The sequence below is a fragment of the Cupriavidus necator A5-1 genome (assembly GCF_000744095.1).
Lineage (GTDB): Bacteria > Pseudomonadota > Gammaproteobacteria > Burkholderiales > Burkholderiaceae > Cupriavidus > Cupriavidus necator_A.
The window spans coordinates 721,576-741,850 of record NZ_JQLI01000001.1; the positions used below are offsets into that span (position 1 = coordinate 721,576).

Here is a 20,275-nt window from a genome sequence, read left to right on the forward strand (position 1 = left end):
CAGGTGATGTGAGCTGCAGTTATGCGGCGAATGTCGGGAAGTCTACGTATCCGCGTTCGGGCTCTTGCGACAAAGGGCCTTGCCGTGATCTATGCTGACGCGCTGGGGCGCTTCGATACCACGTCGTACCAGCGCCGAAGTGAGGCGTGCTCGTCCGAGGTGACGAAGTCGATCGCCTTCGCGGCGAAATCCACGGCGACCATCGCAGTGATGTCGGCAGCGGAGAAGTGGTCACCGGCCACGAATGGAACTTGCTCCAGGCGGGCATCGAGATCGGCGAAGAAAATCTCCACCCGCAGCTTGCTGCGCTCCGCCAACTCAGGGATCTGCTCGTAGTCGCGGGGGCCAGCGATCGCGCGGCCTTTGAGGCCTGGCGCGGCATTGCGGATCGCCTCCATGACCGCGGCGAAGCCTTCCAGTTCGGCGCGACGCTCCCACATTGCCACCAGCGCCTTATCCTTGGCCGTGTCACCGAGCAAAGGGGCTTCCGGATGGATTTCTTCGATGTACCTGCAGATCGCCGGCACTTCGCCGATAGCCGTGCCGTCCTCCAGCACCAACGTGGGCACGACCCGGCGAGGGTTGATCGCCCGGTAGGGCTCGGAATGCTGCTCGCCCTTGCTTAGATCGACGGGAATGAGCGGTATCGACAACCCCTTCTCGGCGAGGAAAATGCGCACACGCCGCGAGTTGGGTGAGGAAGCTGAGTGGTGGAGCCTGATCGGGACAGAGGTCATGGTTGGTTCCTTTGTTAAGAATCGAGAATCTCCCGGAGCGAAGGTCGGGGCCGGCTTTATCGAGGGCGCCAGGATTGCAGGTTCATTTGGACGTAGACTCACGCAGAACGCCCGCTTTTCGTTGCAAGATGAGCAGCGCGATCGTTGCGAGACTGAGCAAGGCAATCACGCCGGCGCCAAGGTCGACCGCCAGGCCCAGCCCCTCGTGCGTGGCCACGACGCCAAGGCCGAGGGCGACGACGCCGAGCGAGAGATAGGCGAACAGGTAGAGGGTCGAAAGCACTCCGCCGCGGTGCTGCGCATGTGGCAAACCATTGATCAAGGTGAGACCACCCAGAAAAAGCAGGGCGTAGCCGATGCCCGTCATCGTCGTGGCCGCCAGGAATATCCACAGTCCGTGCCACGCTGTGGACAGAGCCAGCAATGCCATGCCGGCGGCTGACGCGATGGCGCCCAAGGTCATGGAAAGGCCTGGGCGTAGCCCACGCGCCACGATCCCGAACACACCGGACGTGACGGCGAACAACGCCAGCGCGGCGCCGTTGACCAGCGCATTCGGCGACCCCACCAGGTCGCGGGCAACCTGGGCGCCGAGCGAGAGGATCAGCACGCCATGCGTATAAGCGGTAGTCACCGCGAGCGCCGCGACTGCGAACGCGGGCCGCAAGGGGCCGGGGATAAACGGCGCCTTGGGGCGCCACTTGCCGGCCACTGGCTCACCCGCGTGACGAGGCAAGTGCCAGGCCGCGGCGAATAGCAGTGCAATGAGGACAAACAGCACCCAGAAGCTGAGATGCAGCGGCCATGGCGCGTATTGCGTCAGCGCACCGCCTACGAGCAGCGCCGCCGCGAAACCGGATGCTTGCGCAGCCGCCATGACGGATGCGGCGCGCTTACCCTGCCTCTCCGAGCCGAACTCCACCATCGCGGCCGTCGAGGCGCCGGCGCTGAGGCCAACGCCAATGCCCATCAGGGCGCGACCGGCGAACAGCCACGACACGCTCGGTGCAATGGCAAACAGCAGCACACCGAGCAACGACGCGCCCAGCCCGAGCAGCATCGTCGCTCGACGACCGAGGTGGTCAGAGAGATCACCAAATGCAATCAAGACGGTCACTACGAAGATCGGGTAGACGGCGAAGATGCCGGTGGTCACCGTGTGGGTCAGTTGCCACTGCTCGGCGTACAGCCGATAGGTCATGGCGGGCGCCGCGCTGGTCCACAGCGTATGTGCGACCACCCCTGCCGCCACCCAGAAACTGGTCCGCGGCCCTAGCTCGAATGGCCGGGAACCCTCCGCAGCATGTTTCGACATCTGGCGCTCGATCGTCACGAAGCGGTCTTGCCGCCGTTGACCCGGATGATCTGGCCCGTGATGAAGGCCGCCTTGCCGGATGCGACGAACATGATGGCATCGGCGATTTCTTCGGGGGCTCCCGCGCGCTTAAGGGGAACACTCGCGAGGAAGGCGGCTTTCCTGTCAGCCGAGCCGGTGAGCCGGTCGAGCATGGCAGTCTGAACCGGCCCCGGGGCAATGGCATTGACCCGCACGCCGGATGCCGCGCCCTCAAGCGCAGCCGATTTGGTCAGGCCTTCCACCGCGTGCTTGCTGGCGGTGTAGAGGGATGCGTTCGCCGCGCCGCGCTCACCCATCGTCGATGAGATATTGACGATGCTGCCGCCGCCTTGCGCGAGCATTACGCGCATCTCATGCTTTACGCTGAGCAGTGTGCCTAGCACGTTGGTGTCGAAAACGGCTGCGTAGCTCTCGGGAGTCAGTTCCGTGACTGGCGTGAACTGGCCTTCCGTGCCGGCGGCGTTGACAGCCACGTCGAGTCGACCAAAGCGCGCGACGGTGTCATCGACCAAGCGACTGACTTCGTCTTCATGACGCACATCGGACTTCAGAAATCGCGCTTCTACACCAAGCTTTCGAAGTTCGGCAGCTAGCTTCTGGCCTTCTTCATCGTGCCGTCCGGAGATGACGACGTGCGCGCCTTCACGAGCGAAAGCCAGCGCGGTGGCACGGCCTATGCCGGTCAGTGCGCCGGTAATGAGGACGACGGGATGTGGGGACATTGCTTTCTCCTGGTCAGGCGCGCTCCCGCCATCTTGAGACGGGAGACATCGTCAACGAAACGCTCAGGGTATTGAGTGTGTATGTGGTCATGTCGGATGTCGTTCGAGGCAGGCGGAGCTATGGGCGCCTCGCCAGGACTCCAGGACGATCAGCCCGCGGTCTTGCCACCATCGACGGCGTAGATCTGGCCGGTCACGAAGGACGAGGCGTCCGACGCGAGGAAGAGCACGGCGTTGGCAATGTCTCCCGGTTTGCCGACGCGGCCCAGCGGTACGGTAGCGGTCAGCGCCGCCTTGTTCTCGGGGGTGCCGGTGAAGCGGTCGAGCATGCCGGTGTCGACCGGGCCTGGGGCAACAGCGTTGACACGCACGCCCGTGGCGGCGACTTCCAGCGCGGCCGACTTGGTAAAGCCCTCGACCGCATGCTTGCTGCCGGCGTAGATGGAGGCGTGGGCCGCCCCTTCGCGCCCATAGGTCGAGGAGATATTGATGATGCTGCCGCTCTTCTGGGCCGTCATCACGCGGAGTTCGTGCTTTAGGCTCAGCAGCGTACCGAGCACGTTGGTATCGAAGGTGGCGGCGTAGCTCTCGGCGGTCTGGTTGACGATCGCCCCCGGCTGCCCTTCCGTGCCGGCGTTATTGACGGCCACATCGAGGCGGCCGAAGCGGGCCACGGTCTGGTCGACGAGGTCGCGAACCTGGTCGTCGTGGCGGACGTCTGCCTGGATGAAGGTGGCTTCGGCGCCGAGCTGCTGAAGCTCGGTTTCGAGGGCCTTGCCTTCGGCCTGCCGGCGGCCGGAGACGACGAGATGGGCACCATTCCGGGCAAAGGCCAGGGCGGTGGCGCAACCGATGCCGGTCAGGGCGCCGGTGATGAGGACAACGGGCTTGGTCATGCTTCAACTCCGGTGCGATATGATTTGCGGGGTATGAGGGGGTTCGCGGGCGCCACCGATTCCGACGAAGGGGGGGACGCTCCAATACGCCGCCACTGAGGAGAATCTAGGGGTTCGTGACAGAATTGAGAAAGACTTAGTAAGCTGGCAGGCATACCTCGTAGGCATGGGGTTCGCAATGGGGAACAATGGAACTGCGACATCTTCGGTATCTCATTGCGGTCGCCGAGACGGGTAGCCTGACGGTGGCGGCCGAGCGACGGCTGCACACCTCGCAGCCGTCACTGAGCCGGCAGATTCGGGACCTGGAAGATCAGGTCGGGGTCGAGCTATTGAGCCGCAGCGCGCGCGGCGTGGAGCTGACCGCAGCAGGCAAGGCATTTATCGATCACGCGCGGCTGGCGCTCACCCAGGTGGATGCTGCGGTCGAAGCGGCCCGCAGGGCGGCGCAACCAGCCAAGCAGCGGTTTGCGCTCGGCTTCCTCACCGGGCAGGAAATGACCTGGCTGCCCGATGCCATGCACATCCTTCGCGACGAATTGCCCAACGTCGATGTCACCGTGTCGAGCGACTACTCGCCGGAGCTCGCCGAAGGACTTGTGAGGGGCAAGCTGGATCTGGCGTTAATGCGTGCCGAACCGGACTTCGATCTCACTTACCAGGTTGTGAGCCAGGAGCCGCTCGTGGTGCTGATGCCCAGCGATCATCCGCTGACGTCACGCGACGCCATCCGCCCACAAGAACTCGTTGGCGAGCCCTTCATCGCCATGGCGAGCAAGGCCAAGGTGCTGCGCCGAGTGATTGACGACTACCTGGCGCGCTCAGGGGTTCAGATCACGCCGACCCAATGCGTGGACAACCCGGCGATGGTCATGTCGTTGGTGGCATCGACGCGAGGCGTGACGCTGATCCCGGCCTATGTTGAGAATCTGATGCCCCTGTCGGTCGTCGGGCGTCCCCTTGCCGGTGAGGTGCCGACGATCGACCTCGCAATTGGCTACAGCAAGGCGAACCGCTCCCCCGTCCTGAAGCTGTTCCTGTCCCGGGTGGATGAACTGATTGCTCGCGTAGCCGAACGGCGGGTTCGGCCGAGAAGCGACGACCGCCAAACTCGGGCTGAATAAACCGCCCGCTTTTTCTCAGGTGCGTTGGGGTGCTGGCGGCAGAGCGTGTTCATCGGGGGTAAATGTCCCTTTTGTGCAAATTCTTACGGTTCCCAGCAAAGCCTTTCACCATAAGGGAGACCGCGCCAAAGCGGGGGCTGACGACCGGACTGCTGCTGAGAGTCCAATAAGGCACCTACAATGCGCGCGTGGCTTCCGATCCTGGGCCGGCGACCTCCGTCCTTCAACTTCGAATTGCTCTGCGCCGCCTGGGGTGATCGTCCTTTTCCTGCAGATTGATACGGTTATGAGTCAGCCCCGAGGGTGTAGGTTGTGGCAGCGGACAACGCCAGCTTCGGCTATCCGGAAATCGATGTTGGCATGCTGCCGGCCATTCACTTCACGCACCTGCCGCGCATCGTCGGCCGGCATATCGCTTTCGAACTGCTGTTCACGGGACGCGCCTTTGGAGCGCGCGAAGCGCAGTCGCTGCATCTGGTCTATCGCATCGTGGCCGAAGCGGCGGTCTTGCAGCAGGCCAGAACCCTGGCCGCTACACTCGCCGCGAAATCTGTCAGTGCCATGAAGATCGGGCGCGCCGCTTTCCACCGTGCCGGGGATAGCGAATACCGGCGTGGCGTGTCGTACGCCGTGGACACGTTTTGCCAAGTGGCCGCCACCGACGACGCGCGAGAGGGCATCGCGGCGTTTGTGGAGAAGCGTCGGCCTGAGTGGAAAGCATAAGCTGAGTGTCTCAAATGTGGCGGCGCCCGCTGTCCGCGCGGCAGGCTACGGATCAGCACGTGGATTCCCGGAACCATGTCGCCCCCCTCTTCGTGGCCGATTTCGAGCCCGATGCCTGAAAGGTATCCCCCCAAGCCTACAAGGTATTTTTCATGTGCGCGACGGACGCCTACATTGGTCACATGGCGACGTAACAGCGTAGGTCGCCTACGTAAAAGATGGACGTACACCTCCTAGTCAGATCCAAGGATCCAAAATGAAAGATCAAGTCGTTCTCATTACAGGCGCCCTTACGGGCATCGGCCGGGCGGCGGCATTCGCGTTCGCTAAAAAAGGGGCGCGAGTGGTTGTGTCCGGCCGCCGTGATGAGGCAGGCCAGGCGCTTGCACACGAACTGCAAAAACTCGGCGCCCAGGCTGAATACATTCACGCCGATGTTCGGAATGAAGAGGAAGTGAAGAACCTCGTGGCAAAGACGATTGCACGATTTGGCAAGCTGGACATTGCTGTGAACAATGCCGCAACCGAAGGGCAAGTTGGGCCGATCACAGACCAGACCGCGGAAAGCGTCGCGGCAACGTTCGACACGAATGTCGTTGGTGTGCTCCTCAGCATGAAGCACGAGATCCTTGCGATGCAAGCCAATGGCGGCAAGAGCAAGGGCAACGTTATCAACATCTCGTCGACATATGGTCACAAGGGAGCCGCATTCGCGTCCGTCTATGTTGCCGCCAAGCATGCGGTAGAAGGGATCACGAAATCCGCAGCGCTTGAGCTCGCGAGTGCAGGGATTCGCGTGAACTGTGTTTCTCCTGGTCCCACGGACACCGGGATGTTAACCCGCTTCACCGGCACCGACGATAACAAGGCACTCCTCGTGGAAGGCGTCCCGCTTGCTCGACTTGGTCGTTCGGAGGAGGTTGCCGATGGGATTGTGTTTATCGCCTCGGACGAAGCCAGGTTTATTACTGGTCATAGCCTTAACGTTGATGGCGGTCATAGCGCTGCCTAAGCGGATGCCAAGGCTGCACTGAACAGTTCGGTCACTCGCGGATCGCGCAGATCCGCGGTCTGCAGTAGGGTTTTCGATTACTGAGTTGAAACTCTCACGGATGCGGCTATATCGGACTCATGAATAAGCTCAACAACAGGGAAAGGCTCCTCATGGAGGGTGCGCGGGTGGTGCATCGGCATGGGTTGTCTGCGACCAGTGTTCGCGATATTGCAACTGCTGCTGGTGTGCCGTTAGGATCATTTTCCAATCACTTTCCTTCCAAGGACGCTTTCGGTTTGGAGGTGCTGGAGCGCTACAGAAGTCGCTCAGAAGCAGAGGCACGGGAAACTTTGCTCAATAATCAGTTGCGCCCTCTCGACAGGCTATATTCCTACATCAACAGCACTCACGAGTTTCTCAGCCAGAATCAAATGCGTGATGGTTGCCTCTGCGGAAACATTAGCGCGGAAGCAAACGAACACAGCGATGAAATCGTCGATCGAGTGGTACGGGCATTCGCAGACGATGAGAGATCCATTGCCTACTGCCTCAGGGCGGCTGTGGAGGCAGGTGAGCTTCCTCCCGAAACGGATGTGGAAGATCTTGCTGGATTCGTTCTTTCGTCGCTTCAAGGGGCATTCCTTGTTGCGAAAGTGCGGAGAAGTCCGGAGCCGGTTAACCGATTCAAGCGTGTTTTGTATGCGTGGCTTGGGGCCGCGGGTTCAGAAAGCTAATGGATAGTCTCAGTGGGATTTCGACGTTTGTGCAGGTGGCGGAAACCCGCAGCTTTACGGAGGCGGGACGGCTGCTCGGCGTATCGTCTTCAGCTGTTGGCAAAAGTGTCGCGCGCACCGAGGAGCGCCTGGGTGTGCGGCTGTTTCACCGCACCACCCGGAGCATCACGCTTACGGCCGAAGGTTCCCTGTTCCTGGAGCGATGCCGCCGCATTCTGGGCGAGGCCGAAGCGGCAGTGGCCGAACTGTCTGATGCCGCCCACAGTCCGCGCGGCAGGCTACGGATCAGCACGCCGCAATTGTCAGGTTTGATCATGCCGGCGCTGGACGGGTTCATGGCGCAATACCCGGAAATCGAGCTCGATGTCGATCTCTCCGATCGCATGGTGGATATCGTGGAGGAAGGCTTCGATGCGGTCATTCGCACGGGCGAGCAGCACGACTCAAGGCTGGTGTCACGCCGCCTGGGTTCCTGCGGTCAGGTTCTGGTCGCGTCGCCCGGCTATCTCCAGCGGCAGGGCGTCCCCACACATCCGTCCGAACTAGTTCGGCACGCCTGTTTACTGCATAGATTTCCAGCCACCGGCAAGCTGGAACGTTGGCCATTCCAACTTGCGGCCGCGGCATCGGAACTGGAACTGCCGCAAACCTTTGTCAGCAACACGGTTGAAGTCCTGGGTTTTCTGGCACTTCAAGGTAAGGGCTTGGCCTTCCTGCCGACTTTCCTCGTGCGGGATGCGCTGGCGAGCGGTGCGTTGCAGGTCGTGCTCGATGATTTCGTAGACCAGATAGTTACCTTCTGGATCATGCGGCCGGCAAGCCGTTACCCCTCACCCAAGCTGCGTGCCTTTTCCGATTATCTCAGCCGGAATCTGCAGATCTAGATCGGTACTACAAGGCTTATCTGGGTGACGGGCACGATATCCGTAAAGTTCTTGATGTCGGTGTTGATTTCTTCGGAATGAGGTCCGAGCCCAGCCTCGAAGGTGGGGGACATCCTTTGCAGATACTGAAGGGATGCTTCGCTTACGCGACTACCACGTCGTCGCGATAGAACGGATAGTCTGTGTAGCCGACTTCCGTGCCGCCAAAGAAGGTTGGGCGGTCATACGGATTCAGTGGCAGCTTGTGGCGCAGGCGCACTGGCAAATCGGGGTTCGCGATGAAGTCGCGGCCGAATGCGACGAGATCGGCGTCGCCGGCCTGCAGGATGGCTTCCGCGGTGTGGCCCTTGAATCCGCCGGCAGCGACAATGGTGCCCTTGTAATGCTTGCGCATCAGTTGTGCCGCAACCGGGTTCGGGTCTTTGCTCTCATCGTCGACATTGCCAAACACACGGGGCTCGATCAGGTGCAGGTATGCCAGGTTCAGCTTGGCCAATTCCTCCCCCACGTAGGTGAACAGTCCTTCCGGGTTGCTGTCGGACATATCGCCCCAGGTGCCGCTGGGGCCAAGGCGCACAGCCACGCGGTCGCTGCCCCATACCGAGATGACGGTCTGGGTGGCCTCGATCAGAAAGCGGGCACGGTTCTCGAATGAGCCGCCGTAGATATCAGTGCGCTTGTTGCTCCCGTCCTGCAGGAACTGATCAAACAGGTAGCCATTGGCGGCGTGCAGCTCAACGCCATCGAAGCCAGCCTGCTTGCCGCGGATGGCTGCTGTACGGAAGCTCTCGATCAAATCGGCGATCTCCGGGAGGGTCAGCGCGCGGCTCGGTGTGTTCGGAACCCAGCCCGATTCGGTGTAGGCGACCCCGCCATGCGGCACGGCCGATGGCGCCACCGGCTCAGCGCCGTTCGGCTGCAATTGGCTGTTGGACTGGCGCCCGGCATGGTAGAGCTGCAGGAAGATGCGGCCGCCTTTGGCGTGCACGGCGTCGGTCACCAGCCTCCAACCCGGAATTTGGATATCGTCGTAGAGGCCCGGCGCGCCGAGGTAGCCATTGCCATTGCGTGCGGCGATGGCGCATTCGCTGATCAGTAGGCCGCCTTCGGAAGCACGTTGGGCGTAGTACTCAGCCATCAGCGGGCCAGGCCGCGCACCTTCCTCGGCGCGCATGCGGGTGAGCGGCGCCAGCACTACGCGATGGGAGAGTTCGTAGGGACCTACTTTGACGGGGGAATGAAGTCTTGACATGATTTCCTCGAAAATGAGTTGCCGATGGGGTGTACGCTTTCCTCGAGGAGAGTGTATTGACAGACCCGGATTCGAAAAATAGGCTGCGATTCCGAACATACAGGACAAAGATGTCCGCGATCGAGCCGGCGGCGAGCGTGCTTGAACTGTTGGGGTCCTGGGCTTTGCCGTCAGTCACAACGACATTCAGGCATAGCTGCTGTGCCAGGTGCCCCGTAACTGACGAATCTCATAGCGCATAGGGTGATAACACGCCCCATTCAAACAGCGGCTATTTCCAAGACATCCAAGGATTTCCCTAATGAGAACCAACGAAGCTGTACCCCGCAACCTGCTCATTACCGGCGCCTACGGTGTACTCGGCACGGGCAATGGGTTCACGGCGCATCCGCGACCGTCAAAGTCAATCGGGAGGTTCAGATGTCATACCCCACCAAAGTTGCCGTGGTCTACCACAGCGGATACGGGCATACCGTGAAGGTCGCCCAGGCGGTGGCCCAGGGCGCAGCTAGCGTAAGCAGTGTCGCCGTTGATCTCGTCAAGGCCGAAGAGGCGCACCTTGATTGGAGTCTGCTCGACAACGCAGATGCCATCATCATGGGGACACCAACCTGCATGGGCAGCCTATCCGCACCCTTCAAAGCTTTTATGGATGCGACGTCGCATCTGCAGTATGTCGAAAAGTGCTGGGCCAACAAGATTGCGGCGGGCTTCACCAATGGTGCATCGCGTGGCGGCGACAAGCAAAACTCTCTTGTCCAACTGGTGACTTTTGCCGCCCAGCACCAGATGCACTGGGTCAATCTTGGCCTGAACTATGGCAACAACCGCTCCTACACCAACGAGGATATCCTCAACCGCGACAGCTACACATTGGGCATGGCGGCGCAGGCCAACATGGACCAAGGTGGCGACGTCGCGCCTCCGTCGTCAGACATTCGCACGGCGTTCCTACTCGGTGAACGGGTGGCCGAGGTTGCGCAGGAACTCGTAGCGGGCCGGCTGGCGCTCGGAAGAACGGCAAAGCCTGGTGTAAGCGGCGGCTCCGATGAGCAAGACCCCGAGCATCGCGGCGACGGTCCAGGAGAAGCGTCCCGTGTCCTGAGCGGTCTCACAGTCGCTTAGACTTGGATAACGGCCGAGCCTGGGGATGGCAGGGTGGGCATTCGTGCTCGCCCCTATCAAGACTAGCTTGGCCCTCCGCGGTCAGACTGAGCGTATGTGTCGAGCGCTGGAAAAGGTGCACGCCCAGCCGACTCTCCGGCCGCGCCACGCTCTTTGACACCGCAGACTGGCTAGCTCCGAGCGCGCGGCTGGCTGCACTAAAGGACCCTTCTTCTGCCGTTCGAACAAAGGCAACGAGGCCACTGGTCTCTTCCAGGATTGTCGTCAAATTACCCTCTGAAACATCAGCTTATTACGAACGAGTCGCGCCTTTGCTGCGAGCGATTGACGAGGTAGACGATATCGCGGTGGGCGCCGGCGGCGTTCAGGGCCTGCTGCGCATATCGGCTCCTCAGGAGTTTGGGCGCATGCTCATCGCCTGCCGGGCTGCGGAGTTTCTCGCGCATTACCCTGACGTGAAGATCGAGCTCCAGGTGACCGATCGTTGCGTGGATATTATCCGCGAAGGCTACGACGTCGCCGTTCGGATGGGCGCGCTCAATGACAGCGAACTGATCAGACGGATGATCACCGACTTGAACTGGGTGATGGTGGCTTCTCCGAGCTACATTCGAAAACGTGGCTTACCGCGAACCGTCGAGGAACTGGCGTCACACACGGGCCTTCGTTACGCCGTGGAGGGCAAACCGTGTGTTGCATTCGCCGATGGAACGACGCTATTGCTGGAGAGCCGCTTCGATACCGACGACTGCGGTTTCATACGCCGTGCCGCGCTAGCCGGTGCTGGCATTGCCTATCTGCTGCGGGTGACCGTGGCGGAGGACCTCGCCGCAGGGGATCTGGTCCAGATCTCGCCCCAGTACGCGCTGACCCGCATTCCCGCTTATGCGCTGCATGCCTTCGGCAAGCAGCTTCCCGCGCGCGCCCGACTATTTATTGAATTCCTGCTCAGGAAGGCCGCCGAGGCCGGCATTTGAGCGAGTGCATTCCTGGACCTTGTGTCAGTCACCGCTTTGGAACGCGAGCAATCAGTTCATCCAACCGGGACAGAAACAGTTTCAGGATGGGGGAACGGTTCGCCTTGCTGTAGCCAACGACGAGGTCGATTGTTGGCACCTCTCCAGCAAGGGGGCGGCTGACCACCGAAAGGGGCATCAGCTTTTCGACATAGGCCGGGATCAGCGTCAAGCCTCGCGTGGAGGCCACCAACGACATGACCATTGCCGGGTTGTCAACACTTTGCATCGGCGTGATCTGAACCCCTGAGCGCGCCAGGTAGTCGTCGATTACCGCGCGTAGCACCTTGGCCTTGCTCGCCATGGCAATGAAGGGTTCGCCTACAAGATCTTGTGGGCGGATGGCGTCGCGTGACGTCAGTGGATGATCGCTGGGCATCAGCACCACAAGCGGCTCCTGGCTCACGACCCTGTAAGCGAGATCGAAGGCCGGTTCGGCGCGCATTAACGCCAGATCCAGCTTGCCCCTCACAAGTCCTTCGGCGAGCTCCGGCGAGTAGTCGCTGGAAATGGTGACATCGACATTGCACAGTTCATCGCAAAGGATGTGCATGGCCTCGGGCAGCCAAGTCATTTCCTGCCCGGTGAGGAACCCGAGCGCGAACCGCTGTTTGGCTGGCTGCGCCGCCCTGCGCGCTGCCTCGACCGCAGCGTCCACCTGGGTGAGCGCCAGCCTCGCGTGATCGATAAATGCCTTGCCCGCTGCGGTCAGCTCCACGCCGCGTGCGCTGCGGCTCAATAGTTCGACCCCGACCTGATCCTCCAGATCCCGGATCTGCCGGCTCAGCGACGGCTGTGAGGTGTGCAGCCGTCGCTCGGCCGCCACCGTCAGGCTGCCGGTCTCGGCTACCGCAATGAGATACCGAAGGTGTCGCAGTTCCATTGTTCGTCCATCGCGCCCCCATGCCTGGTAGGTATGTGAGCCTGCTTTTAAAGTCTTTTCAAATTTTTTCACGAGACCGTAGATTCTCACTCGCGGAAACGTATTGGGAGGTAGTCCTGTCGGCGTCCAGGTGCTGTTGACTGATGCACCTCCCATGCCCAACAGATCATATCGGGGTGGCTTTGATTTTGGTGCAATTTACGACGGCTTGCGAACCCAGGTTTTGTACGGGATCATCGTAAGTTCTCAATAAGCCGGGGCAAGGCCAGGTGGTGAGGCGTGGCCGGTGACTGGAATGTCGGGGTGGAAATATCGGCGCGACCTTGCCGTAAGCCGCAACGAGTTCCACTTGTAAACGCTGGGTGGAGATGTTAACTTTCGCCGTCGCCATCCACGCTGCCCAGGTCATGACCACTTGCCAAAAAATCACGCTGCCGGACATCGCGCGAGAAGGATTGACGCCAAAAGAACTTGAGGTGTTGGCATGGGTTGAGGGATTGGTCGACATGGCCAATGGCTTGCAGCAGGAGAAGGAGCAACTGGAACAGGAACTCGCTGAGCTGAGAAGAGCTGCAAAGCGCGCGTAGCCTGACTGCGGCCGTGAAGAAGAAGCTTGTTGCGCCGTACATTGCCGAGGCCGAACGTACGCCGGCGGTGCTGAAGGTGCTGGCCTGGGGTGAAGATCTCGTGGCACTCATCCATCGTCTGGTGGAGAACGCGGGGCACATGAAAGACGAGGTCGCGGTGCTCAAGGGAGAGAAGAAGCGCCCGACGTTCAAGCCAAGCCGCATGCATGAGGAGGCCGGCAAAACCAGCGAGTCCAATCGGCGGCAGCAGGGCAAACCAGCCGGTCGACGCGGTTCGCCCGCCAGGAGCAAGACGGGGCAGCTGAAGATCGATTGCGAGCAAGTCATCCAGCCGCCCGAGTCTATCCCGTCTGGCTCGCGGTTCAAGGGCTACCGGGATTTCGTGGTGCAGGACCTCGTGATCGGGACCCACAATACGCGCTACCGGCTCGCACGCTGGCAGACTCCGGACGGTCAAACGCTGACCGGGCAGCTGCCCAAGGCCGTTGCCGGCAGCCACTTTGGCGCGACACTGGTCAGTTACGTGCTGTACCAATATCACCACTGCCACGTGACGCAGCCGCTGCTGTGCGAGCAGTTGCGGGAATGGGGTATCGAGATCTCGTCCGGGCAGATGAATGCGCTGCTGCAGGAGGACAAGCAGTGCTTCCATGAGGAAAAGGAGGGTCTGCTGTCGACGGGGCTGGCGCTCTCGGCGTATGTGACGGTCGACGACACCGGCACGCGGCATCAGGGCCGCAACGGCTATGTCACCCACATCGGTAACGAGCACTTCGCCTGGTTCAAAAGCACAAGCACGAAGAGCCGCATCAATTTCCTCGAACTGCTCGCAGCGGGACATGGCTACCGGGTCAACGACGAGGCCTTCTCCTACATGAAAAAGCATGAGCTCCCACAGGCGTTCGTGGAAGGGCTGCGTCAGCATGAGTGCGCGAGCTTCGCCAACCAGAGTGCGTGGCTGTCTCATCTGGACAGCCTGGGCATGGACGTTACCCGCCACCGGAACATCGCCACCGAAGGGGCATTAGTGGGCAGCCTGAGGCGACGTGGCGTAGCCCAGGATCTGGCCATCATCAGCGATGATGCGGGACAGTTCAATGTGTTGATTCACGGCTTATGCTGGGTCCACGCCGAGCGTCTCGTGCACAAGCTGCTGCCGCTCAATGACCTACATCGAGAGGATATTGCCCGTGTGCGCAGCGAAATCTGGTCGCTCTATGCGGATCTGAAGGAATACAAGCAGAATCCGACGATCCGGCGCAAAGCCGAACTGCAAAAACGCTTTGACGCAGTCTTCATCCAAAAGACCCGTTACGCAACGCTGGACCGTTTGCTCAGACGCCTTCACAAGAACAAGTCCGAGCTGCTCTTGGTGCTCGAACGCCCCGAGATCCCACTGCATACCAACGGCAGTGAACGCGACATTCGCGACCACGTGAAAAAGCAGAAGATCAGTGGCGGCACGCGCAGCGAACGCGGTCGTCAATGCCGTGACACCTTCTCGAGCTTGAAGAAGACCTGTCGAAAGCTGGGAATCTCGTTCTGGGACTACCTGGCGGACCGCATCACACACACCAATCACATTCCCCGACTTCCCCACCTCCTCGAACAGCGCATCGCTCGCTCGACCTGAGCGACGTGCCGCCGCTTGCCCCGTTTTATTGAGAACTTACCTCGGAATCTGCACGTGTTAGAGCGCATCATCCGTATTAGGGCGCGTTACACATCGCCCCATAACACGTTAGGCCTCACAAACAGCACCGACCTCAACCGAAGGACCGAACGATGACGAAATACCTTATCTCCTTTCCTGGAAGGGCGATGGAAGTCCCCGCCGAGGACTTTGCCGCAGTGGGCGAAGCTGCGCACGAGGTCATGCGCGAGGCGAAGGCTGCAGGCGTGTACGTGTTCGGTGGTGGTATCAACGAGGATGTCGCACCACTCATGGTCGCCTCAGACGGCACGGTCACAAACGAAACCTATCCCCAGACGAAGGAGTTCGACGGCGGCTTCTGTGTCCTGCAGCTCCCGTCGCGCGAAGCCGCCATCCTGTGGGCTGCAAAGATCGCCAAAGCTTGCCGCTGCTCGCAGGAACTCCGCGAGTTTGGGTATGACCCCGAGAGCTGACGGGCAGGTCCCGTACCCACTGCGATCGATGACACTCTCCCGCATCTACTTTCTTCATCGCCATGAACTTCAGTCAGGAAACAGTCATCTCCGGCCTCCTAACCGGTGGCCTACTTGCTCAAAGCCTGCCTCGTCCTTGGGGGCGTCGTGAGGCCTAACAAACCGCTGCAGCCGACGCCGCTACGCGGCGCGGCTGAGCTTGCTCGTTGAACGGCAGCTTTGTGACAAAGCGAATTTCCGCTATGGGTCGCTATGCAAATCTCCGCATAGAGCAGAGATTTTTTTGGTTGGCGATCGCGGCTACTGACCGTGAACAGGCCGGTCGGGGCCAGCCCGCGATCGGTAATCAAAAAAATGTTTGTGCTAAACCGCTTCGCAGGCGCTGGCGTTTATGGGCATTGAATGATCGTCGCGGTGATTTGCGTTACCCGGCGCGTGGCCATCGCAGGCCGGAAGCGGGCGGTCTGACGGAGCCGGTCGCGCGAAGACAGTGAGAATGCGAGGGTCAATGGGCAGATAGTGCGCAGTTTCGCGGCATTGTGATGGTGCGATGACGCCAAAGCACGAGTGGGTTCGCGTTGGCCGCGTGGGAAAAGACCAACGTGCTCGGGGGTGGTGGTGATGCCGGTCAGTGCCCATGGCTGGGGTCAGGTGGAGCCCGCGGAAGGATGCCAGGCACACCGCCTTCGATGCGGACCATGTGGCCCTTGCCGCAGACGGGGCAATCGCGCAGGGACTTGCCGGTGAGCCGCTGGTAACGGTCACGGTAGTCTTCTGCGATGGGGGGCGACGCAGCGGCGGGCGGCTCGACACCGAGCAGCCGCCGGCAGGTGACCAGGCGCGCCGCCAGGTGGCAACTGGCGAGCCACCCATAGCTGCGGATGCGCTTGAAGCCGTCGGGCAGCACGTGCAGCAGGAAGCGGCGGAACTCGTCGGCCGTGAGCGTCATGGTCTTGTGGCGGGCTTCGTGACGGTAGTCCTTCCACTGGAACAGGACCGAATCGCCATCAAAACGCAGCAACCGGTTATTCGAGATGGCGACGCGATGCGTGTAGCGGCCCAGGTAATCGAGTACCTGTGCAGCGCCGCCAAACGGTGGTTTCGCGTAGACGACCCACTCCGCGTGAGCGGCGGGCGCGAGCCAGGCGGCGAACGCTCGCGGGTCACGCAACGGCTCGAGCTGGGGGGAAGTCGCTTTTCGATGCAGAGTGGGGGGCCCTCGGGTTCCCGCTGGGGCCTGCGCGGGACGGAAAGCCTGGGCGGTGATCTTCAGGCGCTGTTCGTGCTCGAAAGCAGCATAGGAAGCGACAATGGCACTCTGCAGCAGGTTAAAGCCTCTGCCTAGGACGCTTCCGCTACACTGGCCGGCCCATTGGAGATTTCAGCCTTCTCACGAAAGGCCGGATCTGGGCTGTGTAGCCATTGCTGGACCCGGTGCGGACGCACGTCGCCGGCCTGCAGAATACGCTGCACCTGTTTCCAGGTCGACCTCCGCGTAGATATGGGTGGTATCCAGGGAGACATGCCGACGCAGGACCTGAATTTCCGGCCCAGTACGGGATTCGCAGGAACTTGCTACATTGCTGACTGCTGGCGAAAACAGCCCCGCGCTGCTGCCTTGCTCACCGCAAACCGACAGACCAAGGAGACATCGAATGCACACCGCACTTCAACTTCGTTCGCAAATCAAGAGCAGTGGTGAACTCGAGCTGTCGCTAGACAGCATCGACACGCCGCACCCTGGCCCGGATGAAGTGGTCATCCGCATTGAAGCCTCTCCCCTCAACCCGTCTGATCTCGGCCTGCTGTTCGGTGCGGCCGACATGAGCACGGCCAAGGCCAGCGGCACGGCCGAGCGCCCCATAGTCACCGCGCGCGTTCCGGAAGGCGCGATGCGCAGCATGGCGGGCCGCCTGGACGCGTCCATGCCGATTGGCAATGAGGGCGCGGGCGTGGTCGTCGATGCAGGCTCGTCCCCTGCGGCGCAAGCCTTGATGGGCAAGACCGTGGCTGCCATCGGCGGCGCGATGTACTCGCAGTACCGCTGCATTTCCGCGGACCAGTGCCTGGTCCTGCCCGAAGGCGCCACGCCTGCTGACGGCGCGTCGTCATTCGTCAACCCGCTCACCGCACTGGGCATGGTCGAGACCATGCGGCTCGAAGGACATAGCGCCCTGGTGCACACCGCCGCGGCCTCCAACTTGGGCCAGATGCTCAATCAGATCTGTCTCAAGGATGGCATCAAGCTGGTGAACATCGTGCGCAAGCAAGAGCAGGCGGACCTGCTCAAGGCACAAGGTGCGGTCCACGTCTGCAACGCCGCGTCGCCCACGTTTATGCAGGACCTCACCGAGGCACTCGTCGCCACTGGCGCAACGATCGCGTTCGACGCCACGGGCGGCGGCAAGCTCGGCGGCCAGATCCTCACCTGCATGGAAGCGGCCTTGAACAAGACGGCCCGCGAATACAGCCGCTATGGCTCGACCACCCACAAGCAGGTCTACCTCTACGGCGGCCTGGACACAAGCCCGACCGAGTTCAACCGCAACTTCGGCATGGCGTGGGGCATGGGCGGCTGGCTGCTGTTCCCGTTCCTGCAGAAGATCGGGCGCGAGCGGGCCAACGCGCTGAAGCAACGCGTGGTGGCGGAGCTGAAGACCACCTTTGCCAGCCACTACTCGAAAGAGATCTCGCTGGCCGAGGTGCTGGACCTGGACGTGATCGCCGTCTACAACAAGCGCGCGACGGGGGAGAAGTACCTGATCAACCCGAACAAGGGCCTGGCCGGATAAATCACCCCGGGGCGCCTTGCGCGCCCACCGTGTCAAGAATCAGCCGCTGCGCCACAGCCAGCGGCGCGGCGCTGCCGGCCGGCAATGGGTGAGCGCTTTCCAGTTCCGCGGCGGTGTGGAAGCTCACCCAGGCGCTGCCCTGGCAGTCATCGCGCACCAGCACGCGCAGGGGCAAGTTCAGCGCAACGATGGGTGCCGCGAGCATCAACGGCGTTCCCCGCTTGGCGTTGCCATAGATCAGCACCTGCGTCGGCGGCATTGCCAGCCCGGCGTTGCGTGCAGCCTCAGCATGGTCGATCCGCGCGAAGATCGTCATGCCCTTGTCCAATTGGCCGGTCACGGCCGGCTGCTGCCGGTGATGCCGCGGCCGTCTCTGACCGACCCGTTGCAGTCCCTCAAGCTTACGCTTGCGAACGTCTGGAAAGGCAATGAGTCCAGTCGGTCAGCGCTCAACTCACGGTATCAGTTCCTTTCCGGTCATTGAGGCAGCCACGCGGCCCTCTCAGGCCTGCCTGAGCAGGTTCACGGACGCCGCCACGGTGGCGGAGCCCGCGGCGAGTTGCGCACAGAGGTCAAGCAGCGACCCCAGCCGCGTCATGCCGTCCGGACCCGGACGTGGCCGGGGCACGATGTCGAGGTCAATCACTGGGCGGCCAAGGCTGTCGAGGTCTTCGTCCTGGTGGCCACCCCCGCCGCCGGAAAAGTCGAATCCGGGGATCGGCGCGCCCAGGCTGTCCAGCTCCTCTCCCGTACTTCCGACCGTGCCGCCTGCCGCCACGACGGCCCTGAGTGCACCGAGCCAGCGTCCGTAGCGGGCATTCGTATCGCCCAGGCTGTCGATCCCTTCCTCGCCGCGCCACGCACGTCCGACTAGGGCGAGCAGCGTGTCCCGGTCCATCCCCGCCAAGCGGCCGTCCGGATTGCCCTCCTGGTCACCGTCGTCCCCGTCGCCCGCTGGCAGGCCGGTCTGGGCATCCGCATCCGGGTCGGGATGGTCGTCGTCGTCGGGGGGGGCGGAGTCGTTGGCGTTGTCCGCCACATTGCTATTAGCGTTGTCGTTGTCATCGCCGGAGTCATCCGAGTTCTCCGAGCCATCGGCATTGCCGGCGGTGGGGCCGGCCACGATCTTGCCGCCCTTGACGGTCTTCGGCTCGTCGTTCGTGATCTTGCCGTCCTTGTCCACCGAGTCCATCTGCTCCGTGCCGTCGCCGTTCTTGTCGACGGTACGCGTCTTGATGGTGTAGCTCCCGTCCGCGTGCCTGGCCACTTCAGTCGTGGAGGTGTTTCCATTGACGTCGGTCGAACTAGCGGCGGACCCGGTGTCGCCGTTGGACGACCAGTCCGTCCTGTCCATGGACGACGAACCGTCGGGCTTCTCGTGCCTGCTGATGGTGTATTCCGTGCTTGTGCCGTCGGGATTGGACTCGGTGCCGAACTCCACCGAGCTGTGCCCGTCGTCGTGCTGCCCCATCGGATTGTCCTTGTCGTCGTTGACGTCGATCTTGATCCACGACTTCGCGGGAGTGATCCCTTCGTCCGACACGCCCCTGGTGCTGCTTCCCGTTTCGTGGCCGCGTCCCGGAGTCGGCTCGTACGTGCGGACGATGTGGACGTGCGCGCCGTCGCGCTGGGTGTAGTCCTTGACCTCCACCACCGTATCGTCCGCGCCCTTGTAGGTCCGGGACGAGGTGCCTTGCGAGTCGGGCCCGGTCCATTGCATCGTCTGCTGGCCACCGCCTTTCACGCTGGCATCGCCCAGGGCCTTGCCGTCGCTGCGGAAGAAGGCGCCGTGCAGCCGGCCCCGCTTGCGTTGCCAATCGGCCGTCCAGAGTTCCGTGCCATCTGGCGCGGTCGCCACGGCGCGGAAGCTTCCGTTGCTGTGTCGGATATAGCGCGTGGTGCGGCCCGGCCGGACGTCCTCGCGCGTCCATCTGCCCGGTCCCACAGCAGGCGCCGACCAGACATCGGTGCGAGTGATGCGGGGGCTGTCGAGTCGCCACTCCCACTCGACATTGCCGCGTGAATCGCCACGCAGCCGGGACCTGCGCATGACCACGCTGCCGGCCTCCACGTGGCGCCGGATAACCGTTTCCTCGAAGCCGTCCGGGCCGATATCGATCGTGTGCAGGGCGCCTCGTCCGTCATGCTCGACGAGGCTGGCTGTGCCGTCCGCGCCGGCAGAGGCCAGCGCGTAGGCGCCGGACGTCCACATCCTGAATCGAACCATTTTTTGCTCCATGTTCCGCTCCCTCGCCTGCCACTGACATTTGAATATACCGGCCCGCCAGCCTTATCCCAAGGCTGCGTTCGCCAATCGACGGT

The 20,275-nt window shown here is 62.0% G+C and carries 20 protein-coding genes and 1 pseudogene; 11 read left to right on the forward strand and 10 right to left on the reverse strand.

The features are described 5' to 3' along the window. Nucleotides 1-89: 89 nt before the first annotated feature. The 4 genes from K307_RS03295 to K307_RS03310 all read right to left on the reverse strand — a co-directional run bounded on the left by K307_RS03295 (nt 90) and on the right by K307_RS03310 (nt 3,712). Complete coding sequence (locus K307_RS03295; protein ID WP_042876277.1) at nt 90-737, reverse strand: glutathione S-transferase family protein; 648 nt, start codon at nt 735-737, stop codon at nt 90-92. An 82-nt stretch (nt 738-819) separates the two neighbouring features. Beyond that, complete coding sequence (locus K307_RS03300) at nt 820-2,070, reverse strand: MFS transporter (protein ID WP_042876278.1); 1,251 nt, start codon at nt 2,068-2,070, stop codon at nt 820-822. Next, on the reverse strand, nt 2,067-2,816 hold the full coding sequence (locus tag K307_RS03305; protein ID WP_042876280.1) for an SDR family NAD(P)-dependent oxidoreductase: 750 nt from the start codon (nt 2,814-2,816) through the stop codon (nt 2,067-2,069). The genes K307_RS03300 and K307_RS03305 overlap by 4 nt, the downstream gene beginning before the upstream one ends. Before the next feature lie 149 nt (nt 2,817-2,965). Beyond that, the gene (locus tag K307_RS03310) at nt 2,966-3,712 is read right to left on the reverse strand and encodes an SDR family NAD(P)-dependent oxidoreductase (RefSeq protein ID WP_042876282.1); all 747 of its coding nucleotides are present in this window, start codon (nt 3,710-3,712) and stop codon (nt 2,966-2,968) included. Between the two features lie 188 nt (nt 3,713-3,900). Between K307_RS03310 and K307_RS03315 the strand changes: the two genes are divergently transcribed. The 5 genes from K307_RS03315 to K307_RS03330 all read left to right on the forward strand — a co-directional run bounded on the left by K307_RS03315 (nt 3,901) and on the right by K307_RS03330 (nt 8,171). Further along, nucleotides 3,901-4,836: a LysR family transcriptional regulator gene (locus K307_RS03315; RefSeq protein ID WP_051974616.1), complete on the forward strand. Its 936-nt coding sequence runs from the start codon at nt 3,901-3,903 to the stop codon at nt 4,834-4,836. Nucleotides 4,837-5,148: 312 nt separating this feature from the next. Further along, nucleotides 5,149-5,559 (forward strand): enoyl-CoA hydratase/isomerase family protein, encoded by a 411-nt coding sequence (locus K307_RS03320; protein WP_051974617.1) that lies wholly within the window; start codon nt 5,149-5,151, stop codon nt 5,557-5,559. A gap of 256 nt (nt 5,560-5,815) precedes the next feature. Continuing rightward, the gene (locus K307_RS03325) at nt 5,816-6,571 is read left to right on the forward strand and encodes an SDR family NAD(P)-dependent oxidoreductase (protein WP_042876284.1); all 756 of its coding nucleotides are present in this window, start codon (nt 5,816-5,818) and stop codon (nt 6,569-6,571) included. Nucleotides 6,572-6,690: 119 nt separating this feature from the next. Further along, nucleotides 6,691-7,287 carry a TetR/AcrR family transcriptional regulator gene (locus K307_RS45385; RefSeq protein WP_080744862.1) on the forward strand — a complete coding sequence of 199 codons (597 nt, stop codon included), beginning with the start codon at nt 6,691-6,693 and terminating at the stop codon, nt 7,285-7,287. After that, nucleotides 7,287-8,171, forward strand: a complete 885-nt coding sequence (locus tag K307_RS03330; protein ID WP_042876286.1) for a LysR substrate-binding domain-containing protein — start codon at nt 7,287-7,289, stop codon at nt 8,169-8,171. Before K307_RS45385 ends, K307_RS03330 begins: the two co-directional genes overlap by 1 nt. A 142-nt stretch (nt 8,172-8,313) precedes the next feature. Here K307_RS03330 and K307_RS03335 read toward each other — a convergent pair whose 3' ends face one another. After that, a complete protein-coding gene (locus K307_RS03335; protein WP_042876287.1) occupies nt 8,314-9,423 on the reverse strand; it encodes an alkene reductase in 1,110 nt (369 codons plus the stop codon). Between the two features lie 420 nt (nt 9,424-9,843). On the opposite strand from K307_RS03335, the gene K307_RS03340 reads away from it, so the two are divergent. Next, nucleotides 9,844-10,548 carry a flavodoxin family protein gene (locus K307_RS03340; protein ID WP_063771654.1) on the forward strand — a complete coding sequence of 235 codons (705 nt, stop codon included), beginning with the start codon at nt 9,844-9,846 and terminating at the stop codon, nt 10,546-10,548. On the opposite strand, the gene K307_RS48455 is transcribed toward K307_RS03340, so the two are convergent. Further along, the gene (locus tag K307_RS48455; protein ID WP_196251515.1) at nt 10,535-10,816 is read right to left on the reverse strand and encodes a helix-turn-helix domain-containing protein; all 282 of its coding nucleotides are present in this window, start codon (nt 10,814-10,816) and stop codon (nt 10,535-10,537) included. The genes K307_RS03340 and K307_RS48455 overlap by 14 nt on opposite strands. 43 nt (nt 10,817-10,859) lie before the next feature. On the opposite strand from K307_RS48455, the gene K307_RS03345 reads away from it, so the two are divergent. Continuing rightward, nucleotides 10,860-11,525 carry a substrate binding domain-containing protein gene (locus K307_RS03345; protein ID WP_051974618.1) on the forward strand — a complete coding sequence of 222 codons (666 nt, stop codon included), beginning with the start codon at nt 10,860-10,862 and terminating at the stop codon, nt 11,523-11,525. A 28-nt stretch (nt 11,526-11,553) separates the two neighbouring features. On the opposite strand, the gene K307_RS03350 is transcribed toward K307_RS03345, so the two are convergent. After that, nucleotides 11,554-12,447: a LysR family transcriptional regulator gene (locus tag K307_RS03350; RefSeq protein ID WP_042876289.1), complete on the reverse strand. Its 894-nt coding sequence runs from the start codon at nt 12,445-12,447 to the stop codon at nt 11,554-11,556. Nucleotides 12,448-12,815: 368 nt separating this feature from the next. Here K307_RS03350 and K307_RS03355 point away from each other — a divergent pair, with 368 nt between their 5' ends. The 3 genes from K307_RS03355 to K307_RS03365 all read left to right on the forward strand — a co-directional run bounded on the left by K307_RS03355 (nt 12,816) and on the right by K307_RS03365 (nt 15,161). Continuing rightward, on the forward strand, nt 12,816-13,034 hold the full coding sequence (locus K307_RS03355) for a hypothetical protein (RefSeq protein WP_042876292.1): 219 nt from the start codon (nt 12,816-12,818) through the stop codon (nt 13,032-13,034). 13 nt (nt 13,035-13,047) lie between these two features. Continuing rightward, nucleotides 13,048-14,667: an IS66 family transposase gene (locus K307_RS03360; protein ID WP_042876294.1), complete on the forward strand. Its 1,620-nt coding sequence runs from the start codon at nt 13,048-13,050 to the stop codon at nt 14,665-14,667. A gap of 188 nt (nt 14,668-14,855) precedes the next feature. Next, on the forward strand, nt 14,856-15,161 hold the full coding sequence (locus tag K307_RS03365) for a YciI family protein (RefSeq protein WP_080744864.1): 306 nt from the start codon (nt 14,856-14,858) through the stop codon (nt 15,159-15,161). Between the two features lie 628 nt (nt 15,162-15,789). Here the strand turns inward: K307_RS03365 and K307_RS03370 are convergent. Continuing rightward, nucleotides 15,790-16,341, reverse strand: a pseudogene (locus K307_RS03370) (IS91 family transposase); the annotation flags it as partial. Between the two features lie 475 nt (nt 16,342-16,816). Here K307_RS03370 and K307_RS03375 point away from each other — a divergent pair. Beyond that, entirely contained in the window at nt 16,817-17,953 is a 1,137-nt protein-coding gene (locus K307_RS03375) for a zinc-binding dehydrogenase (protein WP_042876298.1), read from the forward strand. Between the two features lies 1 nt (nt 17,954). Here K307_RS03375 and K307_RS03380 read toward each other — a convergent pair whose 3' ends face one another. Further along, nucleotides 17,955-18,293, reverse strand: a complete 339-nt coding sequence (locus K307_RS03380) for a DUF302 domain-containing protein (RefSeq protein WP_051974619.1) — start codon at nt 18,291-18,293, stop codon at nt 17,955-17,957. A gap of 162 nt (nt 18,294-18,455) precedes the next feature. Next, a complete protein-coding gene (locus K307_RS48985) occupies nt 18,456-20,192 on the reverse strand; it encodes a hypothetical protein (RefSeq protein ID WP_230625433.1) in 1,737 nt (578 codons plus the stop codon). Nucleotides 20,193-20,275 lie beyond the last annotated feature (83 nt).